This window comes from Massilia sp. MP_M2 (assembly GCF_039123635.1).
Taxonomy (GTDB): Bacteria; Pseudomonadota; Gammaproteobacteria; order Burkholderiales; family Burkholderiaceae_D; genus Telluria.
In genome coordinates this window covers 23481-47450 of record NZ_JBCHJF010000013.1, presented here as the reverse complement: position 1 = coordinate 47450, position 23970 = coordinate 23481, and the positions used below count along the sequence as shown (strand labels likewise).

The window sequence follows — 23970 nt, the reverse complement described above, 5'->3', positions numbered from 1 at the left end:
ACGCCCCACCACGGCCCGCCACGAGCGGGCTTTGCCAGTAGAAGCGGTGCGATGCGCTGCACGAACAGGAGAAGAAGTATGCCGTTTGCCATTGACTCGAAAATCCTCGTCGCTACGACGTGCGCTGGACTGGCGTCAGACCGTCGCAGCGCTGAATCCCGCCTCCAGCGCAACGACGAGAGCGAACACCTGATCAGAAACGAGGACGCGCTTTCGACGGCTGATGTCGAAGACCTTCGCGCAGCGGCAGAGAGTTTGGACGCCGGTAAGGTTGTACGCACACTCGACGCGATGCTGCTCGCTCGGGCTGGCAACTTCAGCCGCCCAGTGCCGAACTTCAACGCGTTCTACGCTACCTTGCTGAGTTACCTCAAGCACGAGCTGCAGGACGGATGGATTTACGTTGAACATGACGATGGCATGGTCTATCCAGAGTTGGTAACTTCGGTCGTCCACTCAGCGGTGACGCGGGACCGCGACACCCCCACTGTGACGGTTCACACTACCTATTATGGCCGGACCCAGAGTAACCGTATCGGGGTCTGCAAAAATAGTCATCGATTCGACCCGCAGGATGTGGCCCGGCGACGGATCGCCGACACCCTGCGCAACGCTGGCATCCAGAAAGAATCCTCCGCGCTGCGCGCCGACTACGACTCAGCCCTCAAGCGGCATCACGAGGTGACTGCTGACGCATTTGCGAAGCAGTTTCGGTTAAATGGTGTCGCTGCAGGAATCGAGGGCGACAACCGTGCTCGACTCGAAAATCGCAAGTTCGAAAACCGCAAGGTAATCTTCGATCTGGACAAGGGTAGCTTTGGAGCACTCCAAGGCTTTGTGGACTCAGAACTGTTTGACGGACATGCAGAGCATCCTGATGTCGGCTCAATACCTGAACACCCGATTGTCAAGGTATTTGATCTCAAAACACATGATTTCGTGTGGGCTAACTCTGCCTTCTTGACTCCATACCAGTACGACAAGTCGCTGCGCGACAAGCTGATTCTGCCTGCAAGCCATCGCGACCTGCTTGATGTCCTTACAACCAACCTTGATGCGTTCATCAACGACATCATCGAAGGAAAGAGCGCGGGCAATGTGGTGCTCAACAAGGGCATCCCCGGCGTGGGTAAAACCCTGACCGCCGAAGTCTACGCCGAGCTGATCGAAAAGCCGCTTTACAGCATCCACTCGGGCTCGTTGGGAACAACTGCACGTGACATTCAGAAGAATCTGCAAATCCTGTTCGACCGCGCCGAACGTTGGGGATGCGTGATGCTGCTCGACGAAGCCGATGTCTTCGTTGTAAAGCGTGGCGACAACATCGAGCAGAACGCTATCGTGGCTGAATTCCTGCGTACTCTGGAATACTTCAACGGTCTGTTGTTCATGACCACAAACCGCCCTCACGACATCGATGATGCGATCATTTCCCGCTGCGCGGCCATCATCGATTATGCGCCGCCTGATGCCAAGGATGCCGCTGCGATCTGGCGTGTTATGGACGGCCAGTTTAAAGCCGGATTGTCAGGCGATCTGATTACAGAGCTGGTGAAGCTGTTCCCGGCCATCGCGCCGCGCGATATCAAAATGCTGCTGCGTCTCGCCCTGCGGGTCGCTTTGGGCCGTGGCGAGGCATTGACGCTCGATACGTTCCGCCGCTGCGCGATGTTCCGCGCGATCAAAATGAGCGAACAACACGGAAAAGAAATTGGACATGAATGATCAGCCGAAGGTAGTACCAAACACCCAACATGCAGAGTCACCTGCACCCGACCTGCGAGAGCAGTTCAAGCAGATGGCTATTGCCCACATGGGTTTTCACGAAGACGAATACTTACTTGACGCATCGGGCAATTTTAAGCGCCCGCAAATTGCCAGCTTATTCGTTTTCTGGAAAGCCGCGCGTGCCCTGCCAGCGGGCGAAGCGCCGCAAGTCGATGTCCAATCTACACATGGATTCGGCCAAGAAGTCACGCGGCTGGTCAATGAAATCCGCCAGCCCTGCTCAATGGCATGGCGCGACAGTCTTGTTGAGCAACTGATTGAGTTGATCGACCCGGCCGCATCTATGTCGCCTCTCCGTGGCGCACCGGCAGCGGTGCGCGACTGCCCCGAGTGCGAAGGCACCGGCCGCATCAGCGCCGTTGAGCTGTGCTCGCGCTGCGACCATAGCGGCATTCTGCCAGCCATCGCCGCTCAGTCGCAAGGTACGCAGGCGACACTGGACGACCTCAGATGGCACAAGGAAGCGTTAACAGCCGTGCGCGACAAGCTCGGCGCAGTATGGCAGGGCGTGCGCGATGCCGTCGTCAAGTACAGCGGGGAGCCTTGTGAGGGCGAGCCGTTCGACCGCCTCGACGAACTGCTCAAGCGACTCACAGAGCAAGCTGCAGCACCCAGCGTGCGGGACTGGATCGCAGGCCACACCTCGTGGATCAACGCGCCCGGTGGCGACAAGATGAGCACCGCCGAAGCGTTCAAAGCAGGCATGGCTTACGCCCCGGTCGCATCGGACACCGCCCTACGCGAAGAACTTGCGCACGCCATCCTTGCCGACCTCATTCCCGGCAAAACCGTTGACCTGTCGATCCAGTGGGTTGCAAGCAATGCCGCAACCATGCGGGCCGCTGAAATTGTTCGGGGACGAGTTGTGCCAACCGCGAAACCCGATACGCCCAGCGAGCATTGCGCATGAAAAGCTGGACTGACCTCAGCATGATCGACATGCCGCCACGCGTGGCGGCTCTACCGCGCGACGTTCGCGGCTACCCGATCCCGTACACCATACAGCGTGATGCGACCGGCAAACCTGACTTCCGCATCGTGGACCCACAAAAGGCAAAGCGCGCCGTACAAGCGCGCTGCTGCGGCATCTGCGGCGAGATGCTGGGCGCACGGATCGCGTTTGTTGGTGGTCCGCTCGCAATGGCAAACCGGCTCTTCACCGACCTGCCCATGCACCGCGACTGCGCGATCTACGCGCTGCGCACGTGCCCCTTCATCGCCGCACCCAAATTCGCCTACAGCCGGGCATTCCCGGCCGACACCGTTGTCAGCGACAACGTGTCCACGGACCGCCCTGACCAGTTCGGACTCGGCATCACGAAGACCTTCAGCGTGGTCCTGCTGAACGGCGAGCCGGTGCTGCGCGCCGGGGAATTCGAGTCCATCGAATGGTGGCGTCATGGCAAGCGGGAGGCCCATGCAGCAGCTTGAACAATGGCTGGCTCAGTTCGACCGGCTTCCACTGGAATGCGACGGTTTGACCCGCTGCATCTCGACCCTGATGCAGCGCGACGGCATCGAACATCGGATTTTGTTGGGCTCACTCGATATTCCGGGCACTGGGACCATTCCACATCATTGGTGGATTGCGCTCCCGGATGGTCAATTATGCGACTTCCGGGCGCGTATGTGGCTTGGCGATGACCCCAGCGTGCCGCATGGCGTCTTTATACCAGAGGCGCACCATGGCTACAAAGGCGAGGAACTGGCCCCAGAGATGGTGAAAATAAAACCGGTGATCTTTACTGTCTTGGCAGGCGAACCGATGGAACGATTCGCCGCCTTCGGCACCGAGCCGGTGTCGGACCTTGAACCTTGAACACCTGTAAACCATGAACAATATTCTGCAATTCTTCTACGATTCCGCCCGAGAATCCTTCGGTGTGCCAGCTCGTGTGCTGCGCCTGCTCGACGAGCGGCCGAACCTGTGCGTCCAGCTCGAACATCCTTCTGCTCACATCGGCCTAAGCAGCGTGGTCCCATGGCAGGACTGGGCCGAACGCTCTTGCAGCATGCACCGACACCGCAATGCAGGCTGGGCTGTCGGCTGGAAGCAATCGGGCGACCGCTACACATCGTTTGAAGCCACCCTGCCCGCTCTTGCGCGCCTGACCAAGCGTTCGACCGACGAGAGCTGGTCCTGCGATATCAGTCAGGTGCACGGACTGGCCGCATCGAAATCCAATCTGCACGAATTTCTCAGTATGGATGCTATGGTCGAGACCAACTCGCAAGAGATGATATCGACCATCAGCCCGGATGGACTTCAGAAAAATCTGGCGCACAAGGAAATCCGCATCATCCACGGCTCGCACGGCGACGACTATTTCCAGCGACACGGCTGGGACGGTCGCGTGTTCCTGATGAATAGTGGCGGCTCGCACCACTTCGCTGCGGCCAAGTACATCGCTGCCCGGCTACCGGCGTGCGTGCTGCTCACCGGACGGCTGCGCACCCTGTCGATTGACGCAGCGGCCGTATTCGAGCTGTGCGACGAGTACGAGCTATTCGCCATCTCGGACACACCTGGGCTGTCGCTGGCCTTCGGCGATGCCATGCGCATGTACGGCGCGACGTACCTCTGGCGTGACATGCCTACACCATGGGAACACGCAAGGGCTATCCTGCTGCCGCGCAGTGAGCGCAAGTCGCGCAAGGTTGCCCAAGCGCTGCGCGCAGCAGGTGCATTTGACATCGGCAAGCATTTGGTTGGTTTGGTACACGCACAGTCTACGCCGCCCGTTTAAAGCGATTGCAGAATAAAAAAGCCTCGGATCACGAGGCTTTTTTTCATCGGCTTACAATCGCGACTGCGGGATAAACGGGTATCCCGGATATTGCTGAAATCGGGATCGCGTTACCAATCACCTTATCCACGTATGCGGGTTGGCCCTTGAAGTCAGGCTTAAATCCTGTCGAGAAGTTTCCACTGTAGTAGCAGCTAAACGCACTGCGCAAGGCTTGTTGCGGATTTTTAAAACGCTTTAAAGCACGAGCGTAGCACTCATCCAGAATCTTCCCCCCTACCCTCAAATTATTGCAAGGCTCGAATGCAGTTCTGTACGTGAGGCCATGCTTGGCAAAGTTGTGCTTATTGACTTGTACATAACCGACACTATAGTTGTATCCAAGCTTTTCCAGAGCCTCGACTGTTGCAACAGCTTCCTCGATATTACGTGGTTGCCGCGCCAAGCGGCCATTGACAACACCAATTGCGAATCTATTAAAACCAGATTCGGTCCGTGCCAAAGCGTGAATGGTCTGCTCATGCACCATTGGCGCACACTGTCTCGCTACGTCGATGAATTCCATCATGTACCTAAATAGATAAAGTCGCTTGAAGAAACAACCTTATTAGCGCCGGTTCTTTCCTTAACCCGTTTTATAGGCTCTCACCCATAAACGAAAAAGGAGCCCGAAGGCTCCTTTCTTATTGCGTGGCAGATTATGCCCCGGTGGTAAAGCTCCAGACTTTGACAGTGTTCACACCGTTGATCGCGCCGTCAAACCGCACGTTGTACGTTGTGTTCGGCTTGAATGGAGCCTTGCCGACGATGAACGCGATGTTGCCTGTCAGCATCTTGTTCGGGTCGGTTGCTTTGGTCAGCAGGCGAACTTCCAGAGGCGACGACTGACCAGCTTCGGTGACGGTGAACGTGGTCACGCTCAGGGTCGTGTCCGTGGCCGAAACCACGTTGATCGGGAACGAAGTCTTCGTGCTGTAATCGGCCAGTGCGACTTCCGGCATCGGATTTGGCGTTTCCATGTAGGCCGCAAGCGGTACATTGGTCTGCTTGTCAGCAGGGTACGAACCGAAATAGTCGGACGCATTCTTCTGCCCTTGCGTGTTGTAGCCGAAGGTCATTACAACAGTCTGGAATTGATCGTTGGCGATGGAGATACCAACATCACGTGGGAACTGGTACATCAGGCCAGCGCGGTGATACACCGTAGCGATCAGGTCGGACAGAGCAACGCCTGCGCCGAGGCCACGGCCGTACGCGCCGCTTTCGCCCACATACACGCCGCCGTATTGCATGAAGTTAGCGCGGTCCAGCTCGGTAACACCCGTGAAGCCTGCACGCGTTGCGTCTTCGAGGTGGAAGAACGGGCGACCAGTCTTCGGGTCCACTGCCGAGAAGTTCACGTCCTGATTCGTCATCAGGTACTTCACGTGGTTTTGATTCGCAGCATCGAGCTTCGTGTTCTGAGCCAGAAGGCCGAGGCCGAGCTTGGCGCGGAAATCGTTCAGGCCGTTGAAGAACATCAGTTCTTGCGAACCGGCCGTATAGGTCGGCGCAGCTACGGTCGTTTGCAGATCGGCAGGCGTGACGCTCACTGGCGGAGGCGTGACCACTGGCGGAGTCGTGACGACTGGAGGCTGAGTTGGGGTCGGAACAGCCGGGGTATTGCCGGTTGGCGTGCCGCCGTTGTTCGCCGGGGCCGAATCACCGCCACCACCACCGCACGCAGCCAACAGGACGGAGAGAGTCACACCGATAAACGACAGTTTTGCTTTCATGGTAATACCCTTTTAGGAAGTTAGTTTTCGTGTTGCTGAGAAGAATTATAGCAAAGAAATCCTGAGTGTCTCAGTTTTTTTTATTATTTTCCGAAAAAAATTTCCACAGGGCGTCTATGGTCTCACCTAAAGTCGCTTTATCTGTCAGCCCTAGTTGTTTTTTTGACTCCTTTAAGCCATCGCGAGTGCTGGGATCAATAAAAGCCTTCAACTGTACTTTACCAAGCTGCAAGAGCTTGTCCCTGTGATTTCGTGAATACTCCCGGTTGGCAACCAAAAGAGAATTTGTTCTCGAATTAGCCTCGTTGGCATCACTTTTATTATTTTTGGGATCAGTCATACTCTTTCCAGTCGCAGTTAGTATTAAAGGGCGCGAGCGCCCTTTTAGTTATATTGAAGGATAGCACGATCAAGATCGCGCTATCCACTGTTATTAACTACGATGCATTACATGCAATCAACTGGTCTGTTACTGTTTCCAGAGTTACCTGTTATCCATCCACTTGACGTGCATCGCATGGTACGACCACTTGGATAGCCGTCCGGCGATCCTGTAGCTTCGCAGACACCCATAGTCGTTCCAACCGACACGAAAGAGCCATAAACGTCATAGCAGCCTGACGGTGGCGGCGGTGGCGGAGGTGGCGGTGGAGGCGGCGGTGGAGGCGGCGGTGGAGGCGGCGGCGGTGGAGGCGGTGGAGGCGGCACATATGGCGGCACATATGGCGGATCGTTAGTAACTGGTGTCGTCGAACCGCCAGCAGTACACGTATTGGAATGGTTGCCTTGGTAATCATACGGCTGGCCGTATGCGCCGTTTGGGCACGTACGGTAGCTAGTCGCCGAGATCGAGCCGGTCATGCCAGATGGGCAGGCATCAACGTTGTTCCACGATCCAGCCAAACACGTAATACTTGGATCGGGTGCAGGGGTTGGTGGGGGAGCAGGCGGCGGCGGTGCCTCGCAAGTGTCGCTCGTCGTACGCCAGCTTGAATAGCTCACGTTGCCCCATTTATCGGTGGTCATGGTGCGCGATTGGCGAATCCGTCCACTGTACCCAGAAGGGCAGCTCCTGTTCCGGGTTTCACTTTGTGGTGGTGGCGTCGTTGTACTGGCCGAGTTATTTCCAAGCCATGACATTGCGAACACAACTGCTGGCGTGCTACCAAGCGGGTTTGGCAAGGTCATGCCTGCTTTGGTCAACCTAGTTGCATCAGTCGGAGCATTTGACCAGCCCGCACCTTTAGGTACATGGCCAGCAATGCGCTGGGCGAGGGCGGGATCAGGCTGGCCAGAAGTTCGCACGCTCGTGCTCGTACCCGCTTTCAACGCCAGAATGCATTTCCCAGCGGCGCATCCGGTTGGTTCACGGTCAATGCGGTAGATGATCGCGCCACCCGGCTGCGCGCCATCATCAAACCCGGTTGCGGCAAAGCCCAAATTACGCAGTTCAGCAGTGGTCGGCGACGAGATATTGACGACGCCGGAGACCGCCTGACCTGCGCTTATCTGCGACTGATACTTGCGTGCAAATTCTTCCAGTCGATCATGACTGCTGCCGATCTGCATTGCACGAGCTTCAGCAACCTGATCTTGTTTATTATCGTTATAAAGATGCATGCCCCCAACTGCGATCGTGCCAAGAACACCGATACCCACAAGGGCTGTTACCATTGAAAATCCTTGGGAAGCCCGGACTTCTTTTAACTGGTTTTTGTTTTTCATCGTTTTTTCGTCACCATTAATCGTAAGGTATATCGTGTTAAGGCGGAATTGCCACGTAAGCACCGATAGCAGCCGGAAGGCTACTCGGATTGGCAACCTGTACCATCAAATTCCCCAAAAAAGCGGCATTAGATGGAGGTGTACAAAGACCAATATCGCCAAGTGTCTTCGCAATATTACATGCCCTTACCCTATCTACGGCCCCAACGGAGTTCTTAATATTTCCATTCAAATAAACGTAGCCTGTTACCGCCCCCCCTGTTTCCATTTTCAACTTCGTGCCGAAGGTTCCGCCCCACGGAGCAGTAATCTCCGGCCCTGTAAGAGAAAGAAATCCAAGCGACGTAAGTTCGGACACTGAAGGCGCGTATTGATCATTGACATACATGATCTCCTTGCCAGATTTAAACGAAGCTTGATTTGCCCGAGCATACTGCGTAAGCGCGCTGTGCATTGCGCGCAGGCCAGTTGTTTGAGCTGCATACGCTCTATTTTCACGCGCGATTCGGGTCCATTCAATCAGCACGTATCCTATGACGTGAAAGATCAATGCCGCGATCATCGCAGTAATGAGAGCGTCACCACGCTGTAATCGTTTTGACTTGAATGCCATCTTATGTCGGCGTACCTACATATGCCCAAGCGCAAACTACTGCTGGACCTGTAATTGGACTGAGCACTCCGCTAAAAGCCTGTCCACTTAATATAGTCGGCGTCGCGATACTTGTACGCAACCCCAGCCCCCCTGCAGCCATCATAACTTCGCTCGCTAACCACGTAGCAGGCGATCCGCGCTCAGTGACGCTTTGTGTGTCGCATACGAGACCGAAAAGGTCATTTTTTGCGCCTCGCCTAATTGTGAAATCGAGCGATCCATTGAAGGCAGTTACCTGCTTTGAAAATGGGGGCAAATAACGACCGGCCTTCAATTCAGCGAACGTTGGCTTCAGAGGATTGACAAACCCCGATGCAGTACCGGTTTTGATGATGTTTGCGCCGTGAATTTTTAATAGCGACTGCAAGGCCGCGGCACCGTATGCCAACTGGGCCGCTTCGCGCTTAGCCTTGTCGAGCGCTGTCAATCGTGAGATTGTTTCAAAAAACGCGGACATAGCAAACATCCCTATTGTCACGGCAATGATCAATTCGACCATCGAGGAACCGGCCTGCTTCGCACGCACGATTAGCTCCGCTTGATCCGCTCTAACATGACAGCGACGACGTTTGCGCTGTCGCATTGGGTCTTGAGCGTCGTTGCATTCACAGTACCGTTGGCAGGCTTGACGATAGTGCCTGCAACAGTAATGCGGTCCGCGTCTTCAGCAAGCTGGTTGACCAGCGTCGGGCACGATTCAGTGCGGACGCCGCCATCGGTGAACTGCAGGGTGTCGCTCGCGGTATTAATTGTCGCGATGCCGAGAGTCACTTGACCGCCAAAGCGATTATTGATGGTGCCACCGCCCGGCAGATACTTGGTCTGGAAAATGGAGCCGGTCGCCATACCTGCGGTTGTCAGGCCAGCATAGTTTGCCGCACCGCTGTGAACGTTTTCGATTTTGCCCATCGCGTTGGAGACGGTCATCGCTTCCATCCAGCCCAAGAACGGACCGTAGACCATCGTCTTCATCGAGAACGCGAAGCCGACGATTGCCACGACCACCATGATATAGATGATCATTTCCACCATGCTGGTGCCAGCCTGCTTGGTGCGGTTGACGATACTGGCCGCATTAAACCGGCGAGCGTTAATCGATTTTGCTTTCGAAACTACTTGCATTTTGTTACTCCAATTAATTTAGTTGATTGTATATAAATATTACAGGCCGCTGCTACTTAATACTTTAACGATTGCTGACGATGAAGACGCGAGTAAGATAAAGATAATGACCCCCATTGTCAATTGCAATAATTGGTACATGAATGGACCAAGCCGCTTTACATCATCCGTGACGATTTCCATCGATGTATCCGCAATCGAGCGTAACTGTTGATGCCAGTCTGACCATCGAGCATAATCACTGATGAGTTCTGCAAGATCAGGGTTAAAAAGCCCAGTTGAAACGATTACGTCACCAAAATTGATTGCATCTTTATCGAGCTTTTTAATCATCGCAGACACATGCGACTTTACATAAGGAGTCGCCATGCTTTCGATCTGGATGAGTGATGTTCGTGGTGATGCTCCTGCTTCACGCAGAAACGCAAGATTCACAAGAAACATCACTGCCTGCAAGTCACGATATTTTGTGTACAACAGGGGAAGCCGCTCTAACATGACACGCGGGCGTCCCGTAAGTCGAGGCAGTGACCAATACCAAAAAGCCAACAGCGCTGGAATCATCATTGCGAAGTAAGTCAGGAAAGTACCCATTTGATGCGCCGTCGCTGCCACGATTTTTGTGAGCGTAGGCCATTCCCGACGTGGCAATGAATCTTCGAGCATTGGAAAGAAGTAAAGATCAATCGCGATAATGCCAGCGATCAGCATAAAGATCGGCAATGCTGATGATCGCAGTGCGTCGGTAAATGCCTTTCGCATTTCCGCTGACTTGCGCACTGAAATCGCTAAGAATTCAAGCCCTTTAACAAGAGACTGATTAGCCTCCGCGATTGCGAGCAAACTATACTCTGCTTCCGGAACTGTATCTTTCATAGCGAGTGCCATACGACCAGCCGCACTACCGCGCAGTGTGTCGTACCAGTGTCGATACACCGGCACTAAAGTGCTTTTTCTCTTAACCGAGTTCTGATACATCGCCTTGAATTCATTACCCGGAGTGCCGCCACGCACAAGGCCGAACGCCATTTTTTCGTAAATCGCGGCGCGACGACGTTGAAATACCTGCGTGGCGAGAATCAAGCGAAGAGATTTCATTACAATACTTTCATCGGCACGACATTGGCACGCGTGACACGCGGAGTGAATTTCTCCAGCAGGTCAATCTCGCGCTCCAGATCGAGCACGTCAAGTGTCCCTTGTGAAACCCAATAGAGTGCAGTTGCCATCATGGTCTTGCCAGTGACATCTTCATTCGTCACGTGCGACACGCAGGATTTCATCCAGTATTGTTTTGCATCGCTATCCAGACCTGCCCGCATGAGGCGCATGTATTCCTCATCAGGGATTACCAGCTCGGTGACTGGTTGGCGACCAAGACGCCCGCCTTTGCAATGACTGCAGCCGGAGCGATTCGCAACGCGAACCGATGCCAAATCAATTTCAAGGCGGGCAAGCTGCTTGATATGGTGATCGCTTATCGCACCTTCATTCGTCGCCGGTACTGAACAATGTGGGCACACTTTCGGCAACAAGCAGGTATAAGCCATCCCTGCCACCATGTCGGTGTCGCAGAGGGTTTGACGCGAAATGGCGATTTCGTCGCCTGTGAGACGATCAATAATCTGACTGACCGACAATACGTGTGTTGTTGTCAGGACTTTTTGACCCGTCGCTGAGAGGACCTTGACCATGCGGCCCATCTTCTTGTCGCGGACTTCGCCGACCATTGCCCAATGCACCCCCATTCGGAGCAGCTTTTTCTCCAAGTCTTCATAGCCGATTTTCTCGACTGGGATACGAGTGATGCCGTACTGCTCGTATTCAGGAGGGTCTTCGACTGTTACGACGTAACGATCTCGCTTGTCCTGCGGCCGATATAGCAGCGAATAAAGCAGAGTGGTCTTGCCGCCGCCCACTGGTCCACATACAAGGATCATCCCTCGGCGACGCTCGGTTGCAGCGCGAATTTGGCGAATAAACGATGGCGGGAAACCCAAGCCTTCCATCGTCGGCACTTGGCCCTTCGCCGCTTGTGGCAAAATACGCATCGTTACATCGAAGCCCCCATCCGCTTCGGGTACGGTCGCGTAACGCAGCTTGTATTTGCCCCCATTAATCACACGCATGATCGTGCAGCTCTGATCGATGCTTGGATGCGAGAATTCGCTTTTGCCGCGCTCATACGAGGTCTGGTCAGCAAGGTTGGTGTAGGCGTTTGCCAGCACTTCAATTGCGATTTGTGATTTCAGCGATTCTGCTGGATGAATAACCCCGTCGATCAGGTGCGTTATACCGCAAGTTTTCTCTCGCACGTGATAATGCAGTTCGTCTGCGCGATTAAGGAGCGCACTTTCCAATAAATGGTCAAAGAGCGCAGTATTCGCCGACTCGACTGATTTATCAGAATTACTGCCGGTTTCAATGGTAAAACCGTAGTGAGTCCGAATCTCCGAAGCGGAGACGGTACGAGTTTCAACAGTCCACCCCTCATCTTCCAGCGCACAAATGACGCTTTTCACTTCGAGACTGCGTGCAAAGCTTTCTGTTGTCAGAACAGACGCACATTCCTTTGACTCCGCCATGACGGCGATATTTGCCATCAGATTTGGACGTAATGGCACTAAAGCCGCTTTCGAATCGCCGCTCAGCAGGTATGGATAAGTACGATTGGCTTCTGCAACTGCCTTACGACGCCCCTTGATTGACGACAAACGCGCAGCCATTTCTCGGATGTATTTCAACATTGCTTATAACCCCTTGGCGAAGGTCAGGAATGGTTTGCACCGATTTTCTGACGCAACCTGTTTTTTCTTGATCTGTGCAGCGGTTTGAGGCTTGTAGAGGCAAACACCATCGTCGCGGATTTCGCCGATTGTGTAATCTAAAACGCGCGATCCGGTAGTCACGCGCCGGTTTTGCCCCTTCACCCACAGCACCACAGTCGTGTCGAAACCCACACGGGAAATACGCGACAGGCTGATCGAAGTGTCTGGTGCGACCCGGACAACAGTAGGGACTGGAACGGGCTTGGTGGCGATCTTATTGCTATTGCCGTCCAGAATTGCAATAGCGGGCACTTGCCCTGCCGATTGAGGCTGTACAGTTGGGGCGGGTGTGGCACTGCCTTGGCGCGCAATATCGGAAAGCGTTACTGCTCCCGGCGTGCTTACGGCTGGAGCAGTGGCCGGTGAGGCGACAGCAGTTGGCGTAACTGCGAGAGCTTGACCGGGCATGTTATTCCCCGGCACGACTGGAGGGCGATCTGGCGTCAATTGCTGCGCCTGCAGCGAGGTCACGCAAAAGGCCAATGCAATTGCCGTCAAGATCAGATTAAAGCGCATAATATTTTCCATTAAATTGCACGGTCATTTTTTGTGCCCCTTCGCGACGAAGCTCGATATTTTCAATTGTCATCAGGTTCGGAAGGGCCGCGACTGCTTGCAGATCAGACTCATTAAACGGAACAGTGAATTGGTATTGCCCAAATTGGGGAATTTCACCGACAGGCACGCTCACACCGTTAGGCGATATAAGTGGCTGCAATTGACCAATATTTGCTTTTGGCAAACCGCGATCCGACAAACCTTGAAACCATGTTCCTACAACCTGCGCGAATGTCGCATTGGGCGCAAGGAGAAGCGTTGTCGAAGCTGTGCCCTTCGAAAAACTTAGCTTGCGCTTTGCAGTATCCATATCAGGAAACCAAACAGTTGTATCGGTCGCCTGCAAGTGCATGGCACGCAAGAATCCCTCCGAAGTTGCGCCTTCACTACGACGCCAAGTGACTTCGCACTCTGAAGCGGCACATTTCAGGCCATCAATCTTCCAGCCATCCGCTTCGCTATTCACTGTTGCGAGAAACGGCATGAAGCCTGCCATGACTGACTCTGGAAATTGGTTCAATTGCAACACACCGTCAACTGCCGCCTTGACTTGATTTTTATAGGCTTGCATGGGCGTGACTGTGGTTGTCGCTTGTGGAGAAATTAGATTTCCAATTTCCTCCGAATAAAAGACAGAGCCAAGTCCGATTAGCAGTAATGGCGCGAGAATCCATTTGGCGTCTTTTTCGTTCACAGGCTTGAGCAAACCAGCAATTACTGCATCACTCGCAATGCGCTCAAGGTCCATACGCACCACCTCGTGTGCGCCATCAATCTCTCCCATCTCCGCATCACCGTAGACCCTGATAAGCTCTTCTGGCACCGATGCGATATAGGTATTGGCTGCGCCAACCATTTTTTCCCGTGGTCCGAAGATGTCCAAGCCGGGCACAGGGAGGCGACGGTCTTTATCGATCACGATCAGACAGGAGGTCCCCTTTTTGTCCAACGTATGAATGAACACGCCGCCGTCAGGCAGCGTTTCACCCACGGCTGCGGCTGCGGCACGCACGCTCTTCCACTTTTTGATGCTGGCAAAACCGAACATGCGACCGGACTCGTGCTCGGCCTCCGCATACACGTTTGCCTTCAGTTTTTTCGCTCGCGCCTGCAGCTCGTCGCTGCTGTCACTGGTCGTGGCGTACCAATGCAGGCCGAAGGCGAAGCCTTTTACGACCACCGGCATTACATGCCCCCTGCATTGGCGATGTATGGCGTGATGAGTAGGATTGTTTCCGTCGCTTCTTGAGTTCCAGTTTCAGAGCCCAACCGCTGCCCATCGAGTAGGCCTTGAGCGTTGGAGCGATCTGTAGTGCGTTTCAAGCTCGACAGAATGATGGTCGAACCCGGCCGCACGTTGAAGGTCTGGTTCACTGCAATGGCATTCGACTCCACACGATCAGGCTCAGGTACGCTGGTCTGCGACGGCCCTTTCTCAACCTTGCCAGATGTATCGTCCATGACGAATGAGACACGGATCAGGCCGTTGGGCAAGACGGTTGGACGCACCTGCAGGCTTTGCCCGAAGGTGGCAAAGCTGGGATTGCCGACATATGTAGGTGAGCCACCAAGTATGGTCGATGGCACAACCGTGAAAGAGCCGGTATAGCTGCGCTGCTGGATGTTGTTCAGTGCCGCAGTAGTATTATTCGCCGCGAGAACGGTGTACGGCTTCTTCTCAACGACCTTACTTGCGGCCGACAGCGCTTCGACGATAAGGCCACTGCCGTCCCAGCCATTGGCTACTTCGCCGACCGGCGACAGAACTTGGCTCACCTGCCCTGCCGCCATGCTCACGAGCGATACAGGCGTGTTCAGGCCAAGGCGGTAACGACGCGAGTCCAGAATTGTCCGGTACATCAATGACCAGTTCACGCCCGATTCACCAGTGCGCGTGGTAGCGACGTTGATCGCCATTACTTGGAACAGCACTTGCGCGCTGAGGACGTGATTACCATCGTCGATAAACTGCTTGACCTTGCGATGGCAAGCCTTCGAGCAGTTCACCTGCGCGATATTGAAGGTGCGACCAATGACAACGTTACCGGCTCCAGCAATCTGCTTTAATGCAATTTCCAGATCGCGCCACGCATCCACGTCGTATTTGGTGTTGGCTACAGCGTCGGAATTGAAGTTGCCGCTAATTCCACCACCGCCACCGCCACCGCTGACACCAGCCGTGCTCGTGCCCTGCTTGCCCGTCTTCGTCGAACCATCCGACGATTCCGGCGACGTGGAAACCGAGTAGGTTCGTGTGAACGATTTTTGGATCAGCAAGGTTTCGTCCTGCCAATCCCAATCAGTGCCCAGTAGACCGGTCACGGTCGTCAGGTATTCCTTGAGGGGCTGGGGCGGCACCATGCCCAGATCGACAGTCGGGCGCGCTTCCTGCTGCCCGGTCTGGACTGCGCCGATTGCCTCGGCCTTGACAGGAATTTTGAATTCTTCGGCAATCAAGCGCGCGAAATCTTCGGCCGTTACGGGGCCTTGATTCGCAATGCTAACCATCCGCGTGCTGCGCAATGGAGAAGGCAGTTCCGCCTTATACGAGCCGCGCGCATAGGACTTCAGCGGCAGATACGGGACTTTTTGCGTCGCCAGAATAATAGGTGCGTTCGCCATGTTGGCGTTCGTCATTTGCAAGGCGGTCACTTCCGCCTGCGCATTGTTATGAGCCTGCGTCACCGAGTCCATGACTGGTGTACTTGCGCAGCCGCCCAGTGCGAGAGCAGTGACGGTGGAAATCAGGGAGCGCTTCATGCTTACCTCGGGGCGATAGCCGTGTTCTCTTGCCCCATTGGCACGACCACGATTTGTTTAAAGTCGGTAGGAATGATCTGGAAGGCCGCGTCGCTCTTGCGATAGGTTTCACCCAGCACGGCCAGCATTTCCCAGAAGTCGGCGTTGCGCGCGATTGGGATGTCGCGCTTGAGGTTCAGCAGCAGTTCCCGATTTTCGTACACAAGCTCGTAGTCGATGCGCGATGCGAATTCTTCGAGCGCTTCTTCCAGCGTGCTGTGAGACGTTTTCAGCACCCAATCGCGCTTCAACTGGTCAGGCCTGATAGCCTTGCTGCCAGCGCTGCCCGCTGCAATCACCGGAGCTGCGCTGCGGGTTGGCGAAACGCCAGCGACAGTTTGTGCTGGCCCGCTGCGCACGGCTGGGCTCGCAACAGAGGGCAATGGCATCGTGCCCGCCGCATACCCAGAGCCTCCAGCCGACGCGTCGCGCACGATAGCGGCTTCTTTATTGCCGACGCGTGCGAAAACCGTCCGGTAGAGCTGCGGTAGCACGTGGTATGAGCCGACGCGCCGCACGCCTGCAATCGGGGTCCCGTCCGCGTCGAACAGGCGCACAGGCAGACCTTCCTGCTCTTCGAACTGGAGGATGGTGCGCTGGCCGTCATCGAAAGCGCACAGGAAACCGACATTGGTGCGGTTGTAGCTTGCGCAGTCAACGCGAAGAGAACTCAGCCGCTTCTCTTCCCCGGAAGCGCTTTGCACCATCGATGAGCCGCCGCTGACGACAACCGTCGCCGCTTGCGCATTGACGGCAGTTGCAGCCAATGCCATCAGGATTACTTTTGCCACCTGCATTTCAAACCTTTCAAGTCCGCCATGGAGCCGCCGCCCGTCGCGGCCACTCGAAACCTACAATTGCCATCAAGAAGTTTTGCCCTGAGACAACAAGGATAGTATATAAGAAAAATACTGTTTTTTGTCAAAAACATTCAATCGCAACATTCGCTTTTTTCCATCGTTATTCATGTTTTTATTCCGATTTCATGGAGCAAACCGAATGAGACAATGTTAAAGATACGAAATGATACGCGGAAATATCTGATGATTGATATCAAGTTATAGGCATGGCAATGCCTTAAAACGTGTTCAAATCGCAAAAAAACAACAGCCCGGCGACGCGAGAGGCGTTGCCGGGCTGTTGAGAACAGGAAACAAGCTGCTTGGCAGCGTGATTATTTTTTGATGTGGCTTCGCAGGCCGATCTAAGCAGCCCGACTTCCTTCGGCGGCGCTCAGTCCTACAACAGATATGAAGACAAAACCAGCTTGCTCTGGACGCAGCGCACCGTACAAATTGCTGATCGCGGCTACTGCTGAACGCGCACGCACCACAGGATGCAGGCCCGGCGCAGCATCAAGCACTTTGTGCAGCGAATCAGTGTCCGAGTCCGGCCATGCAAGCTGGCGAGCAATGGCAGCGACAGTCCTACGACGGGCAGCACCGAGAAGAGCCGCATGCTCAACAAATGACGACATGAAAATCCTTAAAAAAAGAGTCGCACCGGCATGCCGGGGCGACTCTCAAGAACTGTCTTTTGGGAGGAAAGAGCAGGATTGAAGGACTCGAATATTACATCAAAGAATGATTCCTGTCGTCACTATTTTCTGACTTTTTAGGGCCCACTCATGTCAAGTTCTTCGATCTTTGGATGTTTTGACAACGGCTCGTCGGCAGTCGGTGCCGCGTCGGCCGGGAATGCATCGCTGACATTCATGGCGTCACCAATTGGCGCGAGCGTGAAATCGTCGTCTGCGTCGTCCAATACCATTCCACCGCCCGTTGGCGTCAGCGCGAAATCGTCATCGTCGTCGGCCGAGACTGCAGGCGCATCCTTACTTGGGAACCGCTCACGCACATAGTCCGCCGTGATCTGGCGGCGTCCGGCATCACCGTAGATGATGTCCCGGATCGCCTTGTCGGTATCATCCTTGCTCCAATCCTCCTGCCCGGCCTTCTCCAGCAGCTTGAAGTAGCGCGCGCCCAGTGCCTGCAGCTCGATCTCGACCCCTTCCGCCGACAACACACCCACAGCAGCCTCGCGAACTTGCTCGCAGTATTTGTTCCAGTGCTGCTCGCGCTCCCTGTTCAGGCGCATTTCCTGCACGAGCTGCTTGAGCAGCATGTCGTTCATGTCCTCGACCGTGTAGTTGTTGGCCTCTGCAGCGTTCATCAGATCATTGAACTGGGGCTTGATGAGCACGAGGGTACGCTCGACGGTATCGTCGGAGACGCCATACTTTATCGCCTCGCCACGGACCGCCTTTTCGAACCTCTGCCATCTTGCCTCTTCGGTGAGCGCAGCCACCTCGACCTTCACACCGGCCGGGACGAAGTTCGGCAGCGCCGAGATTGCCGCGTCGGCCCTGCGCTTTGCCGGTTCCTTGATCATGTTGTCGGCAACGCGCTGATCGAGGATCGCCTTCAACTCAGGAGCGTATTCGAGCAAATGATCGACAATTGCCTCGGCATCCTTAGCCGCGCGGAACAGCTCGTGCTTGTCCTTCTTGAGCACTTCGATCCAGTTCGACGCGTACGCAGCATGGTTTTGCACCTTGCCTTCGAGACCGAACATCGAGGTCAGGAACATTGCGGCGATCTCAGCGCGCAGCTCTTCCTTCGCGTATTCGGGCGAGCCAAATGCCGTGCCTTCGAGCCGATTCAAACGCGACTTATGGCCGGTCCAGTGGGCCAGCTCGTGCATTTTCGTCGCGTAGTAATCGTCCTTGCTCTTGAAACTGGTAAGCGGCGGCAGGATGATCTGATCCCCTGCATTGTCGTAATACGCAGCATTGGTCATCGTCCTGCCGCCAGCGGTCTTGCTGACAGCGCGGTGCTCAACGACTGCGCCGGTCGCCGCGATCAGCTTCTCGGCCAGCTCGTTGGGCTTCCATGACACATCCCGCTTCATCTCATGCAGACCAACGATGTCCGCCCCGTTGAACACCACGGCATAGAAGACAAGCGGCTTGCGGGGCCGGGCCGGTTCGTCGTCCAGCTCTGCATCGGCTTTCTGCTCGATCTCATTACCCTGATCGTCAAGCTCGCGCTCGCGCTTCGCTTTCGCCTGTCCCCAATCCCAGTATTCGACCTTCTCGCCGACCGCGCCTTTGCGGATGCTATAGCCTGCCGCGTTGGCTTGCTTGAGCGTCATCCACCGCGAGTCGTCCGAATTGCGCGCAAGGGCCGCGTGCAACAAGTTCAGGACGTTGCCGCCCCGGTACTTGACGCCTGTACCCGGATTGAACGGACGCACGTTGACAGCATTCCAGCCCTTCTGCCACGGCATGCCGCCTTCTTCTTCCATGAAGGCGACGAGACGGTCTGTCAACTGCTTGCGAAAGTCTTCCCGTGCCATGACTTACCCCTTGGCCTTCTCGACCACCTTCTCGCCGTTGAACACCGGCAGCTCGATGTCGGTGTCTTCAGTCAGAAGGCTGGGATCAAACATCCCGCTCGGCAACTGCTCGCCGGTTGCCACGATTTCCTGCAAATCTTTGTCGGTCATACTCATGATCAATTCTTCCTTTTCATATTGCGCCGATCTGGCGCGGAGACACTACAAACTACGACGGCCGATGCCGCCTATGCTTTCCGGTCGAATACGAATTCGACCTTACCGTCCGGCTTGAGCTTGAGCCCAGCGGAGAACTTGCCCTTGCTGCCAGTCAGGCCCTTGATCGTCGGGTGCGCCTTCGTCGAGAGCAGAAGCGTGGCTTCAGCCTTGCTCAACTTGTGCCCGGCCACCTCCATCCAGAGCTTGAACTGCCCGGACGCGCACGAGATAACCCGGCCACTGTCTTGCAGCGGCCCGCCGCAATGCGGGCACGGCACGCCGAACACTGCAGCGCTCGACCCGCCGCTGCCGCTCGCGCCCTTGGGCGCATCGGAGAACACGAATTCGCATTTCGCTTCGGCGACATTGAGCTTGAGCGCTGCACTGAAGGCCTTGCCGCTCTTCGGGCTGACAAATCCGTCAAGCTGCTTGGTCTCGCCATCACGAAACAGGCTTGCGCCCTCTTCGTCCGTCAGCTTGCGAGAACAGACATCCCGGCGCTGCTTGATGCCGCAAGCCGTCTCACATTCAAAGCCCTGCGCCGACGCCAACATGGAGCCGCCGCAGCGCGGGCAAGCCACGCCCAACGACGTACGAACGACTGCTGGCATCGAACCGGCGCGTTCGCGGATCACGTCGAGCATGCGGCGCGTCGTCGATGCGATCTCCGACATGAAGTCCCCACGGCGGTACTTGCCCTGCTCCATCTGGCGCAGCTTTTGTTCCCACTCGCCGGTCATGCGTGGCGAGGTCAGGAACTCGATCCCGTTGGACTTGAGGAAACCGATCAGACCCATGCCTTTGCCAGTCGGGACAAGGTGCTGCTCCTTGCCTTCACGCGTGATGTACGGCTCCTTCGGGTTGCCCTTGCCGTCCTTGGCGTGCAACAGCCCTTCGATGATGCTGGCGCGCGTTGCAGGCGTACCCAGACCCAACTTCTTCATCGCAGCGCGCAGCTCGTCGTCATCGATCAGCTTGCCTGCGCCTTCCATGGCCCCCAGCAGCGTCGCCTCGGTAAAGCGCGACGGCGGCTGGGTCTGCATTGCCTTCACGTCCACCGAATCGGTACGCACTTGCTCGCCGGGCTGCACTGCACACAACGACTTGTCGCCTTCATCGCCGGTCTGCGGGCCGTACACTTCCAGCCAACCGCGCTTGAGCAGAATCTTGCCACTGGACTTGAACGATTCACCGGCCACGACAGTGATGCGCGTGGTCAGGCTGAATTCTGCTGCAGGGTGGAATGCCGCGATGAAGCGGCGCGTCACCATGTCGTAAATCTTAGCCTCGTCAGCATCGAGTCCGTTCGGCTGCAGGCCGGTCGGGATGATCGCGAAGTGGTCGCTGATCTTCGAATTGTCGAAGATACGCTTGTCCTGCTGAACCCAGCCATTGGACAAGACGCGCTCGGCGTGCGGCGCGAACGCGGTGCCGCCAAACGTCGCCATCACTTCTTTGGCCTTTGGCACGTAGTCTTCCGGCAGGGCCGACGAATCGGTACGCGGATAGCTCGTCGCTTTGTGCTTTTCGTACAGCGCTTGCGCGATGTCGAGGGTCTTTTTCGCCGAGAACTTGAAACGCTTATTGGCCTCGCGTTGAAGCGTGGTCAGGTCAAACAGGGTAGGTGCAGCATTGGTCGTTAATTTGGATTCGTCCTTGACCGAACTGGGCGCAACACCCCGGCACTTGTTCGCAATTTCTTCAGCTTGCGAGCGGTCGAAAAACCGGCCGTTTTGACTGCTTTCACCGTCTGCAGGTTTGATCGCAGCAGGGTTGAACCAGCGGCCCTTGTAGGTCCCGGCCATGGCTCCGAAAGCGGCGTGCACTTCCCAGAAATCCTGCGGAACAAAGTTGCGGATTTCTTCTTCGCGATCAACCATGATGGCAAGCGTCGGCGTCTGGACGCGGCCAACTGGCGTCATCTCGTACGCCTGCGTCTGGGTCATGCGAAGTTGCGTGATGCCGCGCGTTCCGTTGATGCCGATGAGCCAGTCAGACTCACTCCGGCACTTCGCCGCGTCGCTCAGGGCATCGAACTCGCTGCCCGGCCGCATGGTCTTGAATGCGTCGCGGATCGAATCATGGGTCATCGACTGGAGCCACATGCGGCGCGTGGGCTTACGGCAGGACGCCAGCTCGTAGATCAACCGGAAGATCAACTCGCCTTCGCGCCCAGCGTCGCACGCGTTGACGATGGAATCCACGTCGCTACGCTTCATCAGCTTGGACAGCAGGCTGAACTGCGCTTTCGTCTTGGCAATGGGCTGCAATTCAAACTGGGATGGGATGATGGGCAGCGAGGACAGGTCTTTGCCTCCCGCCGCAGCCTCCGTCGAGTAGATTTCGACCAGATGGCCGATGCCGGAGGAAACGATTGCGGTCGGGCTTTCGAGCCAGTCGTCCGTTTTCTTGAAGCCGCCGAGTGCGGCGGCGATATCACGCGCGACGGAAGGCTTCTCCGCGATGATCAACATCTTCCCCATTGCGGCCCCTTACCCTACTTCGCAGTAACGGTCAGCACTGGCATGCATGCTCTGTGCGACACGCTGCTGCTCGTTTGCTTTGGCGATGGCGGCATCGATGAACGAGTCGCCCGGCACGCTGCCGAATGCGAGTTCATTCGACAGCACCCACAGCACGCGCATGATGAACAGCGCATCGTCAGCACGAGCATCCATGCGCGCGCGCAACCGGTCGGGGATTTTGACAGCCACTTCGCTCAGGCCGCGCGCCTGCACGAAGCGCACCATCGAGCCCAGTTCGACAGGCTTGCAAACCGGGTGAATCACCAACGGCGTCACCTTTTCGGCATCGATAGTGTCCCAGTACGTCACCCCGTCGCGCCCGACGAGAACTACCTTGCGACCACCTTGCAGATCATCGATCTCAAGGAACGAACCCGGTGGAAATTTCGTTGTCTTCATTTTCTAACTCCAATTGCTGTTCGACCACATAATTGACTGTATGCAACTCGAACGACTTTACCATATCGGAGACGGCCTCTGACGAGAGTTTTCTGTTCTTCTCGATGTATTCTTCGATGAGCACAGACAAGTTACGGTATCCAATTTTTGCCCCCGTATTGGCGTACCAATCATCACCTTTCTTCGTAAAATCAAAGTCTTGCGTTACAAGACCTCTTGTTAGAAATTTGTTCACGTGCGACACAATAGTAGATGGCCTACCAAGATTCTGCTTCATCATGAAGTGCAACAGGCTCTGTTCCTTCGTCCACCGTTGCACCCCGGCAACGGTCTTCTCTGGTTGCCATAGCCGGGTTCCAACTGCAGTAATGCGATTCCAGTTCATTTCTTGCGCGGCAGGCGGCAGCGACAGCATGTTCGGCCGGTCAAGGCGAGCTTCGATCCCTGCATCAAGCAGGTTGCGAGTCACCGTGACCAAGACCTGTTCTTCCAGTGTCAGCAGGTTAAAGTTACGATTGATGGGCACGTCGAGAACCATCGGATTCGGGGCCTCGTGCGCGTGCGCTCCGGCCACGTTGCGAACTCCCTCGAACAACTCCGGCCTGAAGGCTGCGCCATTGGCCCTACCCACCATAGTGAGACGCTTCAAAGACTCTTGCGAGATAGCGCAGTCCTTTGCGCGCGGATAGCTCATGCGGCCACGCTCATAGAGTCGCTGCATGGCCTTGGACACATCATCAAGCGCCGCGCCTGTTTGCATGCTTGCCGCCAGCAGAATCTGGTCATGATTCATCGCGCCCACGCCCACAGTCGTGCGCTCGGCCGACGCCACGGCCACCGGCCGCGTAAGCTCCATTGCGTCAGGAGCCGATTGCCCCGCAAACACTGGCGTTTGTGCGATAAAGTGCCCCTTGCCATCGACCGCAGCAAGTGTATGCGTGACCACACCAACCACCGGGCGTTGCTCGGCCAATGCGATCAGCAACGAGCCCTGCACCCTCCCAATTGCACCGCTCTGATCCGACAGTGAGCCCAACAGCCTGTCGATGATACGCCGGGCGTCGCCCTGCTCGGCCAGCATCTCGTCGAACGGCTGCGCATCACGCAGCGCGGCTTGCACCTCGGCTTGCGACAGCGCCTTCAATCGCAGTCGCACCGCCTTATGCCGATGCTCTTCGGGAATGCAAAAGCGCAGCACATCGCGCGCTATCACGTCGCCTTCCTGATCGTCGTCCGTTGCGAGGTAGATGCGCTTGGCGTCGCCCGCCTTGGCCGCGATGGACGCGGCCATACGCTCTCTATCGGGCCGGATGCGGTATGCCGTCTCGCGGTAGTGGCCATCCACCCCAAGCGGCTTGAAGCCGTCAGGGTTTGAGCACAAGTGGCCGACCGTGGCCTCGATGTCGATGTCGCGGACGGCGGCGCGGCGCAAGACATCAAACAGGCCTTGCCGCTTGCCGGGCGCTTCGATAATGAAGAGGTTTGCGGCCATGG

The 23970-nt window shown here is 56.0% G+C and carries 23 protein-coding genes; 6 read left to right on the top strand and 17 right to left on the bottom strand.

The genetic code is table 11. The features are described from left to right. Positions 1 to 78: 78 nt before the first annotated feature. From RCH14_RS22180 to RCH14_RS22160, 5 genes are read left to right on the top strand one after another with little or no spacing between them, the layout of a single operon-like run. Positions 79 to 1725 (top strand): ATP-binding protein, encoded by a 1647-nt coding sequence (locus tag RCH14_RS22180; protein ID WP_343028270.1) that lies wholly within the window; start codon positions 79 to 81, stop codon positions 1723 to 1725. Then, positions 1718 to 2698 carry a hypothetical protein gene (locus RCH14_RS22175; protein WP_343028269.1) on the top strand — a complete coding sequence of 327 codons (981 nt, stop codon included), beginning with the start codon at positions 1718 to 1720 and terminating at the stop codon, positions 2696 to 2698. Before RCH14_RS22180 ends, RCH14_RS22175 begins: the two co-directional genes overlap by 8 nt. Then, positions 2695 to 3219, top strand: a complete 525-nt coding sequence (locus RCH14_RS22170; protein WP_343028268.1) for a hypothetical protein — start codon at positions 2695 to 2697, stop codon at positions 3217 to 3219. The genes RCH14_RS22175 and RCH14_RS22170 overlap by 4 nt, the downstream gene beginning before the upstream one ends. Continuing rightward, positions 3206 to 3607, top strand: coding sequence for a hypothetical protein (locus RCH14_RS22165; protein ID WP_343028267.1), 402 nt, complete (start codon positions 3206 to 3208; stop codon positions 3605 to 3607). The genes RCH14_RS22170 and RCH14_RS22165 overlap by 14 nt, the downstream gene beginning before the upstream one ends. Before the next feature lie 13 nt (positions 3608 to 3620). Then, on the top strand, positions 3621 to 4535 hold the full coding sequence (locus RCH14_RS22160; RefSeq protein WP_343028266.1) for a DUF6685 family protein: 915 nt from the start codon (positions 3621 to 3623) through the stop codon (positions 4533 to 4535). Between the two features lie 43 nt (positions 4536 to 4578). Here the strand turns inward: RCH14_RS22160 and RCH14_RS22155 are convergent, their stop codons facing one another. The 3 genes from RCH14_RS22155 to RCH14_RS22145 form a co-directional block, all read right to left on the bottom strand. After that, entirely contained in the window at positions 4579 to 5103 is a 525-nt protein-coding gene (locus RCH14_RS22155; RefSeq protein ID WP_343028265.1) for a lytic transglycosylase domain-containing protein, read from the bottom strand. Positions 5104 to 5233: 130 nt separating this feature from the next. Beyond that, entirely contained in the window at positions 5234 to 6310 is a 1077-nt protein-coding gene (locus tag RCH14_RS22150) for a hypothetical protein (protein WP_343028264.1), read from the bottom strand. 70 nt (positions 6311 to 6380) lie between these two features. Beyond that, positions 6381 to 6650 (bottom strand): hypothetical protein, encoded by a 270-nt coding sequence (locus tag RCH14_RS22145; RefSeq protein ID WP_343028263.1) that lies wholly within the window; start codon positions 6648 to 6650, stop codon positions 6381 to 6383. A 911-nt stretch (positions 6651 to 7561) separates the two neighbouring features. Between RCH14_RS22145 and RCH14_RS22140 the strand changes: the two genes are divergently transcribed. Beyond that, positions 7562 to 7987 carry a hypothetical protein gene (locus RCH14_RS22140; RefSeq protein WP_343028262.1) on the top strand — a complete coding sequence of 142 codons (426 nt, stop codon included), beginning with the start codon at positions 7562 to 7564 and terminating at the stop codon, positions 7985 to 7987. Positions 7988 to 8072: 85 nt separating this feature from the next. On the opposite strand, the gene RCH14_RS22135 is transcribed toward RCH14_RS22140, so the two are convergent. The 14 genes from RCH14_RS22135 to RCH14_RS22070 form a co-directional block, all read right to left on the bottom strand. Further along, positions 8073 to 8648, bottom strand: a complete 576-nt coding sequence (locus RCH14_RS22135; RefSeq protein WP_343028261.1) for a hypothetical protein — start codon at positions 8646 to 8648, stop codon at positions 8073 to 8075. 1 nt (position 8649) lies between these two features. After that, positions 8650 to 9216: a hypothetical protein gene (locus tag RCH14_RS22130; RefSeq protein ID WP_343028260.1), complete on the bottom strand. Its 567-nt coding sequence runs from the start codon at positions 9214 to 9216 to the stop codon at positions 8650 to 8652. 2 nt (positions 9217 to 9218) lie between these two features. Then, positions 9219 to 9812 carry a type 4 pilus major pilin gene (locus RCH14_RS22125; protein WP_343028259.1) on the bottom strand — a complete coding sequence of 198 codons (594 nt, stop codon included), beginning with the start codon at positions 9810 to 9812 and terminating at the stop codon, positions 9219 to 9221. Positions 9813 to 9851: 39 nt separating this feature from the next. Next, positions 9852 to 10910: a hypothetical protein gene (locus RCH14_RS22120; protein WP_343028258.1), complete on the bottom strand. Its 1059-nt coding sequence runs from the start codon at positions 10908 to 10910 to the stop codon at positions 9852 to 9854. Then, entirely contained in the window at positions 10910 to 12559 is a 1650-nt protein-coding gene (locus RCH14_RS22115; RefSeq protein WP_343028257.1) for an ATPase, T2SS/T4P/T4SS family, read from the bottom strand. Before RCH14_RS22115 ends, RCH14_RS22120 begins: the two co-directional genes overlap by 1 nt. A gap of 3 nt (positions 12560 to 12562) precedes the next feature. Then, entirely contained in the window at positions 12563 to 13156 is a 594-nt protein-coding gene (locus RCH14_RS22110; RefSeq protein ID WP_343028256.1) for a hypothetical protein, read from the bottom strand. Beyond that, complete coding sequence (locus RCH14_RS22105; protein WP_343028255.1) at positions 13146 to 14384, bottom strand: hypothetical protein; 1239 nt, start codon at positions 14382 to 14384, stop codon at positions 13146 to 13148. The genes RCH14_RS22110 and RCH14_RS22105 overlap by 11 nt, the downstream gene beginning before the upstream one ends. Beyond that, complete coding sequence (locus RCH14_RS22100) at positions 14384 to 15958, bottom strand: hypothetical protein (RefSeq protein ID WP_343028254.1); 1575 nt, start codon at positions 15956 to 15958, stop codon at positions 14384 to 14386. Before RCH14_RS22100 ends, RCH14_RS22105 begins: the two co-directional genes overlap by 1 nt. A 2-nt stretch (positions 15959 to 15960) precedes the next feature. Beyond that, complete coding sequence (locus tag RCH14_RS22095; protein WP_343028253.1) at positions 15961 to 16788, bottom strand: hypothetical protein; 828 nt, start codon at positions 16786 to 16788, stop codon at positions 15961 to 15963. An 823-nt stretch (positions 16789 to 17611) separates the two neighbouring features. Next, complete coding sequence (locus tag RCH14_RS22090) at positions 17612 to 19354, bottom strand: zincin-like metallopeptidase domain-containing protein (protein ID WP_343028252.1); 1743 nt, start codon at positions 19352 to 19354, stop codon at positions 17612 to 17614. Positions 19355 to 19357: 3 nt separating this feature from the next. After that, entirely contained in the window at positions 19358 to 19510 is a 153-nt protein-coding gene (locus RCH14_RS22085) for a hypothetical protein (RefSeq protein ID WP_343028251.1), read from the bottom strand. A 71-nt stretch (positions 19511 to 19581) separates the two neighbouring features. Next, complete coding sequence (locus RCH14_RS22080; RefSeq protein ID WP_343028250.1) at positions 19582 to 22026, bottom strand: DNA topoisomerase 3; 2445 nt, start codon at positions 22024 to 22026, stop codon at positions 19582 to 19584. Between the two features lie 18 nt (positions 22027 to 22044). Beyond that, entirely contained in the window at positions 22045 to 22476 is a 432-nt protein-coding gene (locus tag RCH14_RS22075) for a hypothetical protein (protein ID WP_343028249.1), read from the bottom strand. Beyond that, positions 22439 to 23968, bottom strand: a complete 1530-nt coding sequence (locus RCH14_RS22070) for a toprim domain-containing protein (protein WP_343028248.1) — start codon at positions 23966 to 23968, stop codon at positions 22439 to 22441. The genes RCH14_RS22075 and RCH14_RS22070 overlap by 38 nt, the downstream gene beginning before the upstream one ends. Positions 23969 to 23970: the final 2 nt, after the last annotated feature.

Bases quoted from the DNA above. Each gene is read 5' to 3' on its own strand.
- RCH14_RS22180 (WP_343028270.1), top strand. From the start codon at position 79: ATGCCGTTTGCCATTGACTCGAAAATCCTCGTCGCTACGACGTGCGCT.
- RCH14_RS22175 (WP_343028269.1), top strand. From the start codon at position 1,718: ATGAATGATCAGCCGAAGGTAGTACCAAACACCCAACATGCAGAGTCA.
- RCH14_RS22170 (WP_343028268.1), top strand. From the start codon at position 2,695: ATGAAAAGCTGGACTGACCTCAGCATGATCGACATGCCGCCACGCGTG.
- RCH14_RS22165 (WP_343028267.1), top strand. From the start codon at position 3,206: ATGCAGCAGCTTGAACAATGGCTGGCTCAGTTCGACCGGCTTCCACTG.
- RCH14_RS22160 (WP_343028266.1), top strand. From the start codon at position 3,621: ATGAACAATATTCTGCAATTCTTCTACGATTCCGCCCGAGAATCCTTC.
- RCH14_RS22155 (WP_343028265.1), bottom strand. From the start codon at position 5,103: ATGATGGAATTCATCGACGTAGCGAGACAGTGTGCGCCAATGGTGCAT.
- RCH14_RS22150 (WP_343028264.1), bottom strand. From the start codon at position 6,310: ATGAAAGCAAAACTGTCGTTTATCGGTGTGACTCTCTCCGTCCTGTTG.
- RCH14_RS22145 (WP_343028263.1), bottom strand. From the start codon at position 6,650: ATGACTGATCCCAAAAATAATAAAAGTGATGCCAACGAGGCTAATTCG.
- RCH14_RS22140 (WP_343028262.1), top strand. From the start codon at position 7,562: ATGGCCAGCAATGCGCTGGGCGAGGGCGGGATCAGGCTGGCCAGAAGT.
- RCH14_RS22135 (WP_343028261.1), bottom strand. From the start codon at position 8,648: ATGGCATTCAAGTCAAAACGATTACAGCGTGGTGACGCTCTCATTACT.
- RCH14_RS22125 (WP_343028259.1), bottom strand. From the start codon at position 9,812: ATGCAAGTAGTTTCGAAAGCAAAATCGATTAACGCTCGCCGGTTTAAT.
- RCH14_RS22120 (WP_343028258.1), bottom strand. From the start codon at position 10,910: ATGAAATCTCTTCGCTTGATTCTCGCCACGCAGGTATTTCAACGTCGT.
- RCH14_RS22115 (WP_343028257.1), bottom strand. From the start codon at position 12,559: ATGTTGAAATACATCCGAGAAATGGCTGCGCGTTTGTCGTCAATCAAG.
- RCH14_RS22110 (WP_343028256.1), bottom strand. From the start codon at position 13,156: ATGCGCTTTAATCTGATCTTGACGGCAATTGCATTGGCCTTTTGCGTG.
- RCH14_RS22105 (WP_343028255.1), bottom strand. From the start codon at position 14,384: ATGCCGGTGGTCGTAAAAGGCTTCGCCTTCGGCCTGCATTGGTACGCC.
- RCH14_RS22100 (WP_343028254.1), bottom strand. From the start codon at position 15,958: ATGAAGCGCTCCCTGATTTCCACCGTCACTGCTCTCGCACTGGGCGGC.
- RCH14_RS22090 (WP_343028252.1), bottom strand. From the start codon at position 19,354: ATGGCACGGGAAGACTTTCGCAAGCAGTTGACAGACCGTCTCGTCGCC.
- RCH14_RS22085 (WP_343028251.1), bottom strand. From the start codon at position 19,510: ATGAGTATGACCGACAAAGATTTGCAGGAAATCGTGGCAACCGGCGAG.
- RCH14_RS22080 (WP_343028250.1), bottom strand. From the start codon at position 22,026: ATGTTGATCATCGCGGAGAAGCCTTCCGTCGCGCGTGATATCGCCGCC.
- RCH14_RS22075 (WP_343028249.1), bottom strand. From the start codon at position 22,476: ATGAAGACAACGAAATTTCCACCGGGTTCGTTCCTTGAGATCGATGAT.
- RCH14_RS22070 (WP_343028248.1), bottom strand. From the start codon at position 23,968: ATGGCCGCAAACCTCTTCATTATCGAAGCGCCCGGCAAGCGGCAAGGC.